Here is a 9,678-nt window from a genome sequence, read left to right on the forward strand (position 1 = left end):
TAAAACCCGCACCGTGCTGCGCACCGAGACCCATCAGGGCGAGGGCTTTAACGAGCTGCGTTTTGAAGACCAAGCGGGACGGGAAGAAATTTACCTGCACGGCCAAAAAGATCTCAACGGCTTGATCCAACACAACGCCACGTGGCAGATCAAACACGATGAGCACAGCGAGATTGGCAACGAGCGGGTGACCCGGATCAAGGCCAACGATCACCTAAGCGTCGATGGCGAAAAGCGGGATCAGATCAAGGGCGATTACTCGCTGACGGTGGACAGCACCCTGCACCAAAAAGTTGGCCAAGCGCTGTTGGTGGAGGCGGGCAACGAGGTGCACCACAAGGCGGGGATGAAGATCGTGATGGCGGCAGGGGCTGAGCTGACCCTGAAAGTGGCGGGTAGCTTTGTCAAAATTGACCCGAGCGGCATCACCCTGTCCGGCCCCACCATCAAGCTCAATGCCGGCGGCAGCCCCGGCAATGGCAGCGGCTGGGCGGGCAAAATGCCTAAGAACATGGAGGGGATAGAGGATGGGTCAAACAAACACTGGATGAAGTTTTATTACCTTGACCCCGAACAGATGCCATTCGCTGGTACGCCGTACAAAGCGGTGCTGAGTGATGGCTCTGTTCGTGACGGCGTACTGGATGGTGAGGGGATGGCCTTACTTGAAGATGTACCAGCGGGTCTTGCTTGTGTGACCTATGAACAGCAAGACCACTTTGATGATTTGCCACGTGAATCCATCACGGCGCTAACGGGACATCTCGATAGTCTGAGTGATGAGGGTTGATATGTTTGGTAACGATTTATTTGAACGACTTTATGGTCATTTAGAACAAGCGGTGTCCGGTGGCGCTGCCTACGTCAAACAAAGTGCTGATGCGGTGAAAAAAGGCATTGCATCGAGTTTGCAATGGATTTGGGAGGCACTCCAAGGGGATTTCAATGCCAATCAAACCACCGGGCAAATTGCCGCCAATGCCGTGTTGGGGTTGATCCCTGTGATTGACCAAGTGCTGGATTGCCGGGATTTGATCGCTAATGCCCGTGATATTTCACGTAATCCCAAGCAGCCTGAAAAGTGGGTGTTCCTTTGTTTCACTCTGATTGGTCTGATCCCGAGTTTGGGGTCTGCGCTAAAAGGCGTGCTAAAAATCGTATTCTTATTTGTTCGTAAAACCGGTGGCGATGCAGCAAAAGCCATTAAACCTGCCATGGCACCTGTTCTGAGTTTTCTCTATGACCCCAAGGTGAAGAAAGTACTCGGTATTTCACGCCTAGACACCGTGCTCAAAAAGTTTGCAGGGCAGATCCGTGGTCTTCGCGGCCAGATTGCGGTCAGTGCGTTGCTGGGGTATCTGAATGATGCGGTCAATGTACTCAATAGCCTTATTAGGAAAATTAAGGGGATAGCCCCCTCTTCGGTTCGAATTTGGCTTGAACAGTCCCAGCGCATGGTCATGCAAATGCAGTCACAGGCCAGCCAGATGTTGCCAGCAGCCATGGGGCCTGTTCTCAAATCCCTGGATGAGATTGCCGCAGGATTAGAAAAAGAGGCGGTTAAACATGCGCCCGGTTATAAAGCTGTGCCCAGCGGCACCGTGGTGCATCAGCTCCCTGCCGATGTCGCGAAAGTCAATCCCCGTACATTGAGCCGCACAGGAAAAGGGCTGTACGGTGAGATAATCAGCGATAACTGGATGAGTAATCACAATTTTGCGAACCTACTGCCGGAGCATCGGCAAGTGCGTAGTTTGACCGACAAACCGCGAGGACGCGGGATTGATGGTGTGTATAAAAACAATGCACCGCCACCCCCTTATGTGGTGACCGAAACCAAATACCGTACCGCCAGCGGTGAATATATCGATGGCGATGGCACAAAAAGTACCAAGTTACTGTCGATGACCAAGGGATCGGGTAAGCAGATGGGTGATTTGTGGATACAAAAACGGCTACCAAATGAGATAACTGATAAAAAGGTGTTGGCAGATATAAGGGATAAAGGTCATGCCTCTTGGTTAATGATTGTCGATGAGTCCGGTGAAGTGATTCAAATTACCAAGCTAGATAGCGCAGCCAAAGCGATTGGTACCGTTCCAATTAAGTAGGAGAGAGAAATGAGCTCGTTTATTGAACAGCGTCGCGACCCACTGTTATCAGAGGCCTTTTATCTGGAACAATTGGCAGACTACAAGGAATCGCTTTATTTCAAAAAAGAGTGGTGGGATAAAATTAACAATCCTCAACACGAACGCTGGAGCGATCCTGGCCTTTTACCAACTCGCTCTGGCGCCAGTGCGGGAATGTTTATGGACAATATTGAGCATACCATCTTGGTATATTCCGGTGGGCAGTCCCATGAAGCGGTCATTGCTCAACTGCACGTCGCTAATAAAGAGTTTGCGCGCCATAAAAAAGAGTTTCCAGATAACCTGTTCTATTACTGGGAGCCCGATGCCTATCAATATCTGCTCTGGATGTTTTCATTAAATATCCTCTATGGGCAAGATGAGATGCTGCCCGATATGGTGCGTTATATCAGTAAAAACCCCGAAGGGGATGATGACCCGCTCTGGAGTATCTTATTAGCCCGCCTTGGCTATGCTGGTTTTCCCCGTGGCCCTGAATCCTATATTCCCGATGTTTATCGGCCATTATTTGATGCGATCAAAGGCGATGGGGCTATTCCCACTAAAACCGAGCGTCAAGCCAGCATCAAACACTATCTTAAGGGGTGGTATAAGGGGTGCAAAGAGTGTTACTGGTACGATAGACATAAGGCCAAGCACGCCATCTTTTTTGGTTATTGGGCCTTTGAGGCAGCACTGATGACGGTATTGTATGACCTCGATGACAGCAGTTACCGAGATATGCGCTACTACCCTAAAGATTTGGTTGATTATGCAAAAGCGCATGGTGCAGTAGAGAAATGGAATGCCCTCCGAATAGCGCAACATCCGATAGCTATGCCGGGCAGCGAAATAGCACATGACAGCCATTGGCAATGTAATTTAACCAATGAAAAATGGTTTGTTAGAAAAGGGCAAACATTGCCTTCCCAAACCCATATCAACAAAGACGATATGTTATTTTGGATACAAGAATAATGCGTCGACAATGTTTATATCGACAGCATGAACTTATTGGCCATTTAACGATCAAGAGAGGTTTTAATTATATTTAAAACGGTTAATGCCTTATTTTTTACAGCCAGTAGTGGCCAAGGCCTGCACTGGCGGGGGTCTGGTGTCGATGGTGACGAAGGATCTGCTTGTGCTGAAAGCCCCGGCCACTGGACACCCTGACCAAGGGGGATTACCCGCTACGAGAGATGGATTCGGCCGCCTTGTCAGACCAGCGTTTTAGCTATTGCAGCCTTGGGGCATTACTCAGCTGCGCTTTGCACAGGTAGAGCTGACGCTAAAAAAGCAGGGCTGGACCGTCAGTTCACTGGATAGCCACTAGGGATTGTTTGCTCTGTTTCGCATTCGGATGCCGGAGCAAGCGTGACGGGTAGCGTGCAGTGGACGCCCCTCACTCACTTTTTCAGGCTGGGGGCTCTTATCAAGCAGCGCCAGCGCAGCGGATCACTCCCCTCATAAACAGACACAAAGAGGCCCTGCAGATGCAGGGCCTCTTGTTACTCACTTAGCGTACGTGCTCACTGCACGAGTCGGGTCAACGCAGCTGACTTACTTAGCATAATCCTCGGTCGGGATACAGGCGCAGAACAGGTTGCGATCGCCGTAAACGTCGTCGATGCGGTTGACCGACGGCCACAGCTTGCTAGCGCGTACGGCGTCGGACGGGAACACCGCTTCGGCGCGGCTGTAGCCACGGGCCCACTCTGCATCCATCACGTCATCCTGAGTGTGCGGCGCATGGACCAGCGGGTTGTCGGCGAGGCTCCACTGCCCCTCCTGTACCTTGCCAATCTCGGCGCGGATGGACGTCATCGCCTCGACGAAGCGATCCAGCTCGCGCTTGGATTCGGATTCGGTCGGCTCGACCATCAGGGTGCCCGCCACCGGGAAGCTCATGGTCGGCGCGTGGAAGCCGTAATCCATCAGCCGCTTGGCCACGTCCATCTCGCTGATGCCGGAAGCTTCTTTCAGCGGACGAATATCCAAGATGCACTCGTGGGCCACCCGGCCGTTGCGGCCGGAATAGAGCACCGGGAAGGCATCACCCAGCTTCTTGGCCAGATAGTTAGCGTTGAGGATCGCCACCTGAGTGGATTTTTTGAGCCCCTCGTCCCCCAGCATGGCGATATACATCCAGCTGATGGGCAGGATGCTAGCCGAGCCGAACGGTGCCGCCGACACGGCGCCGTTGTCACGGCTCTCTTTGTCGGTCTTGACCACGGCATGACCGGCCACGAACGGTGCCAGATGCTGCTTCACGCCGATGGGGCCCATGCCAGGGCCGCCACCGCCATGAGGAATGGCGAAGGTCTTGTGCAGGTTGAGGTGAGAGACGTCCGCCCCGATAAAGCCCGGCGCCGTGAGGCCCACTTGCGCGTTCATGTTGGCACCGTCGAGGTAGACCTGCCCCCCGTGCTGGTGCACGATGTCACACACCTCCTTGATGGTCTCCTCATACACCCCGTGGGTGGAGGGGTAGGTCACCATCAGACAGCTAAGCCGCTCCCCCGCCTCGGCGGCCTTGGCCCGCAGATCGTCCAGATCCACGTTGCCCGACTTGTCACAGGCGGTGACGATCACCTGCAGTCCTGCCATCTGGGCAGAAGCGGGGTTGGTGCCGTGGGCAGAAGCCGGAATAAGGCAGATGTCGCGATGCCCTTCGCCGCGAGACTCGTGGTACTTCTTGATGGCCAAGAGACCTGCGTACTCGCCTTGGGCGCCGGAGTTGGGCTGCATGCAGACCGCATCGTAACCAGTCACTTTCACCAGCCAGTTTTCAAGATCGGCCAGCAGCAGCTGATAGCCCTTGGTCTGGGCCAGCGGGGCGAACGGGTGCAACTTGCCGAACTCGGGCCAGGTCACTGGGATCATCTCGGCGGTAGCGTTGAGCTTCATGGTGCAGGAGCCCAAGGAGATCATGGCGTAGTTGAGCGCCAGATCCTTGGCTTCGAGACGGTGAATGTAACGCAGCATCTCGGTTTCGGAGTGGTACTTGTTGAACACCTCGTGGGTCAGCACGGCATCGGTGCGCAGCAGATCCTGCGGGATGGCGTGATGGGCCTGAGCCGCCTTGTCCAGCGCTGCGACATCGAGGCCGTGACCTGCCCCGAGGAAGAGATCGAACAGCTCGGCGACATCGCCACGGGTAGTGGTTTCAGCGAGCGACACCCCGACCGCGCCATCGAGGTCTGCACGCAGGTTGATGCCATTGGCTTCAGCCTTGGCAATGAGTGCTGCTTTATCTGCCGTCAGCACGGTCAGGGTATCGAACCAGCTGGCATGCTTGAGGGTCACGCCCTTGGCCTTGAGGCCGAGCGCCAGAATGGTAGTGAGGCGGTGGACGCGGGAGGCGATGGTTTTCAGCCCGACCGGGCCGTGGTAGACAGCGTAGAAGCTCGCCATGTTGGCCAACAGCACTTGGGCGGTACAGATGTTGGAGTTGGCCTTCTCGCGGCGGATATGCTGCTCGCGGGTCTGCATCGCCATACGCAGCGCAGCCTTGCCACGGGCATCCTTGGAAACGCCGATGATCCGGCCCGGCATGGAGCGCTTGTAGGCATCGCGGGTGGCGAAGAAGGCGGCGTGGGGGCCACCGTAACCCATCGGTACACCAAAGCGCTGGGCGGAGCCCAACACCACGTCGGCGCCCAGCTCGCCCGGGGATTTGAGCAGCAGCAGGGAGAGCAGATCGGCGCTGACGCAGGCCAGCCCTTTCTGGGCCTGTACCGCAGCAATCAGGGCGCGCAGATCTTTCACTTCACCGGTGGTGGTGGGGTACTGGAACAGGGCGCCAAACACCTCTTCGGCGCAGGCTTGTTCAGCAGGGCCGACCGCCACCTCGAAACCGAAGTGAACCGCACGCTCCTTGACCACGTCGATCACCTGCGGGTGCAGGTCATCGGCCACAAAGAAGAGGTTGGACTTGGACTTGGCCATCCGCTTGGCCAGCGCCATCGCCTCAGCGGCGGCGGTCGCTTCATCCAGCAGGGAGGCACTGGCCAGATCCATGCCGGTCAAGTCTAGGGTCAGCTGCTGGAAGTTGAGCAGGGCTTCAAGCCGCCCCTGCGCCAGCTCCGGCTGGTACGGGGTGTAGGCGGTATACCAGCCGGGGTTTTCCAGCACGTTGCGCAAAATGACGTGGGGCACATGGGTATCGTGATAACCCATGCCGATATAGCTCTTAGCAATCTGGTTCTGGGCGGCGTAGCCCTTGAGCTTGGCCAGCGCGGCGACCTCGCTCATCGGCGCTCCGATCCCAAGCGGCCCAGTGCGGCGAATGGCGGCGGGCACCGTCTGCTCAATCAGATCATCTAGGCTCTCTGCGCCGACCGCCGCTAGCAGCTGGCGCAGCTCTTCCTCGCCTGGGCCAATGTGGCGGCGAATAAAATCGGTTGTTTGCTCAAGTTCACACAGTGACTGGGTCATGTCCCTATTCCTGATAAAAATTCCTGATATAAAAAATCCTGATAACGACATCCTGATAGCCGGACTTGCGACGTCACTGATGTTCGTTGTGCCGCAGCCAAGCTGCGACTGCTCGCGGGAATCATCGGTGTAACCCGCACATCGGCTAAGCCGTCCCCCCCAGATACGGGGGCTGCCGATCCCGTTGGCTGCCATACCATCATCAGCAAACAATTGGCAGCCATACAAAAGGGCCCCGCACGTTGGTGCAGGGCCCGGGGGATTACTCTTCGTCCACCACGTTCTGGTAGCCGTCGGCATCCAGCAGGTTGGCCAGCTCGCTCTCGTCGGCGAGCTTGATCCGAAACAGCCAGCCCGCCCCATAGGGCTCGGCATTGACCAGTTCGGGGCTCCCTTCCAGCTCGCTGTTAACGGCAACGATCTCACCGCTCACAGGGCTGTAGATATCGGAGGCGGCCTTGACTGACTCAGCTACCGCGCAGTCATCACCCGCCCCGACCTGTTTGCCCACTTCCGGCAGATCGACAAACACCATGTCACCCAGCAGATCTTGGGCATGTTCGGTGATGCCGACCACGGCCTCGCCGTTGGCTTCAAGACGGACCCACTCATGGGACGTGGCGTATTTCAGTTCGCTCGGGATATTGCTCATGTTTGATTCCTTTGATCATTAAGTCGCGTTTAAAAACGAATATGCACAGCAGCAGGGAAAGGTTCACTGTCCTTGGCTTGGCTTAAACCAACTTCTCACCATGGCGGACGAAAGCGGGTTTGGTAACCTGCACCGTCACCCGTTTGTTGCGGATAGCTACCTCCGCCTGCGCGCCAATATCACGGGGCACCCGCGCCAGGGCAATGCTGTACCCCAAGGTGGGCGAAAACGAGCCCGAGGTGATCACCCCTTCCCGCTGCTCACCATTGGCGGCAGTAAAGGTGACCGCCATCCCGGCCCGCAACACCCCTTTATCGGTCATCACCAGCCCCACTTGCTTGGGCTGATCGCCCGCCGCTTTTTGCGCCTCAAGGGCATCGCGGCCAATAAACGAGCGATCACTGGGCTCAAACGCTAAGGTCCACGCCATGTTGGCCGCCAAGGGGCTGGTCTGTTCGTCCATGTCTTGGCCATAGAGGTTCATGCCCGCCTCCAGCCGCAGGGTATCGCGGGCACCCAGCCCACAGGGGGCCACGCCGTTATCGAGCAGCGCTTGCCACAGGGCGCAGGCTTGCTCTTGCGGCACCACAATCTCGTAGCCATCTTCGCCGGTGTAACCGGTGGTGGCGATAAAGAGATCCCCCGCCTGCACGCCGAAAAAGGGGTTCATCCCCGCAACCGCACTGTTTTGCTCTGGGGTGAACACCTTGGCGGCCTTGGCTTTTGCCTCGGGGCCCTGCACCGCGATCATCGCCAATTCTGGGCGCTCGGTGACGGTGATATCGAAATCGATGGCGTGATGGCGGATCCAGGCCAGATCTTTTTCGCGGGTGGCGGAGTTAACCACCAAGCGGTAGAAGGTATCGCTAAGGTAATAGGTAATAAGGTCATCGATCACCCCCCCTTCGGGATTGAGCATGCCACTGTAGAGGGCCTTGCCGGGGGCAGTGAGTTTGGCCACATCGTTGGCCAGCAGGTGTTGCAGAAAGGCTTTGACCTGCTCGCCCGTCAAATCGACGATGGTCATGTGGGAGACATCAAACATGCCCGCACGGCTTCGTACCGCGTGGTGCTCTTCTAACTGGGAACCGTAGTTGATGGGCATCTCCCACCCATGAAAATCCACCATTTTGGCGCCTGCTTCCAGGTGCTTGGGATGCAATACCGTGGTCTTGATCATCGCATTCTTTCCTTAGCAAAAGCCCTTACGGGATAACGCCCCTCGCCGTTTGCGGCTGACCTGCAACGGGATAGCCCACCGGTCGGCGCTGGGCTTGGGGTCTGTGCTGCTGCTTGCCGCGCGCAGGCAAGCGGGGCTCCTTGAACGGGGGGATTATATGACAAACGGCAACGGGCGCTGCTCAAAAAAACTAATCTCACCCTGTCAACTGGGCCCCAAACACTAAGGGAAACGGCACGATAAAAAAAGCCATAGAGGAGTGCTGGCAAGATAAAATTTTGATTTTTACCGTTTCGTCACAATTTGTAGAAAAACGTTTGGCCGCTACTCCGCACGAAAGACTGATGGCAAAACCGAGGGATTTGCCTCATCAGATTACTTTTGTTTGGCAAAGTGCACGGTAATATTAGTTTTTTTCACGTTAGAGGGGCTGCGGATAACCCGATCACAGCGGCCGCCCCCACCTCGCGCACAGGCAGCAGCAGGGGGCTAGCGCCGCCTTGCCTTAACCCCCGACGCCTGTGGCGATCTGCCCCCTCAGCTCAGGGCTGAGCCACCTTGGCGGGGGTATCGGCACGGGCCAGCGCAGGCAGTTCGCCGTCCAGCCCCATGGCACGGCGGATCAGCTGATCCTTAACAGGGGTGAGCAAATTGGCAGCCCGAAGCCCTACCCCACGCAACAACTTTTTAACGGGGTGGGCACCACTGAATAGCCGTTTCAGCCCTTCCATCGCCGCCAACATATGAGCTGCTTCGTTCTTACGCCAACGCTCGTAGTGGCGCAGGTTGGCAAGCAGGCCGATGTCGCCCCCAGCGCGCTGGATCTGCAAGATCTGCTCGGCCAGCGCAGCGGCATCAAGTAGGCCAAGGTTGACCCCCTGCCCTGCCAGCGGGTGAATGGTGTGAGCGGCATCGCCCACCAGCACCAGCCGCTCGCGGGCAAAATCACGGGCGTAGCGGGCAGTCAGGGGGATGGCGCTGCGCGGCCCTTCGACCTTGCACAAACCGAGGCGAGCATCAAACGCAGCGGTAAGCTGGCGGTTAAATGACTCATCGTCGCAGGCACTGAGCGCCTCGGCGCGGGCCGCAGGTAAGGACCAGACGATGGAGCAGAGATCGGGTTGCCACAGGGGCAAAAAGGCCAGCGGGCCCGCAGGGGTGAAGATCTGCCGCGCCACCGCCTGATGGGGCTCGGCGCAGCGCACCGTCGCCACCAGGGCATGGTGGCCGTAATCCCAGCTGGTGAGGGGAATATCGGCCTGACGACGCACCCA

General features: G+C 56.9%; 7 protein-coding genes. 3 read left to right on the top strand and 4 right to left on the bottom strand.

The annotated features are described in order from the left end of the window. The 3 genes from CUC53_RS17305 to CUC53_RS17315 all read left to right on the top strand — a co-directional run. On the top strand, window positions 1-790 hold a 790-nt coding region (locus tag CUC53_RS17305), incomplete at its 5' end, for a bacteriophage T4 gp5 trimerisation domain-containing protein (protein WP_420808075.1). Window position 791: 1 nt separating this feature from the next. Then, window positions 792-2,111, top strand: coding sequence for a hypothetical protein (locus tag CUC53_RS17310; RefSeq protein ID WP_100295274.1), 1,320 nt, complete (start codon window positions 792-794; stop codon window positions 2,109-2,111). Between the two features lie 9 nt (window positions 2,112-2,120). Next, window positions 2,121-3,110 (top strand): PoNi-like cognate immunity protein, encoded by a 990-nt coding sequence (locus CUC53_RS17315; RefSeq protein ID WP_100295275.1) that lies wholly within the window; start codon window positions 2,121-2,123, stop codon window positions 3,108-3,110. 585 nt (window positions 3,111-3,695) lie between these two features. Here the strand turns inward: CUC53_RS17315 and gcvP are convergent. From gcvP to CUC53_RS17335, 4 genes are all read right to left on the bottom strand, one after another. Beyond that, window positions 3,696-6,572 carry an aminomethyl-transferring glycine dehydrogenase gene (gcvP, locus tag CUC53_RS17320; RefSeq protein WP_100295276.1) on the bottom strand — a complete coding sequence of 959 codons (2,877 nt, stop codon included), beginning with the start codon at window positions 6,570-6,572 and terminating at the stop codon, window positions 3,696-3,698. 262 nt (window positions 6,573-6,834) lie between these two features. Beyond that, window positions 6,835-7,224 carry a glycine cleavage system protein GcvH gene (gcvH, locus tag CUC53_RS17325; RefSeq protein WP_100295277.1) on the bottom strand — a complete coding sequence of 130 codons (390 nt, stop codon included), beginning with the start codon at window positions 7,222-7,224 and terminating at the stop codon, window positions 6,835-6,837. Between the two features lie 82 nt (window positions 7,225-7,306). Further along, the gene (gene gcvT, locus CUC53_RS17330; protein ID WP_100295278.1) at window positions 7,307-8,404 is read right to left on the bottom strand and encodes a glycine cleavage system aminomethyltransferase GcvT; all 1,098 of its coding nucleotides are present in this window, start codon (window positions 8,402-8,404) and stop codon (window positions 7,307-7,309) included. A gap of 542 nt (window positions 8,405-8,946) precedes the next feature. Continuing rightward, window positions 8,947-9,678: FAD-dependent monooxygenase (locus tag CUC53_RS17335; protein WP_201796792.1), on the bottom strand; the 732-nt coding region annotated here is incomplete at its 5' end.

The organism is Aeromonas cavernicola, assembly GCF_002795305.1.
In the GTDB taxonomy this organism is placed as follows: Bacteria; Pseudomonadota; Gammaproteobacteria; order Enterobacterales; family Aeromonadaceae; genus Aeromonas; species Aeromonas cavernicola.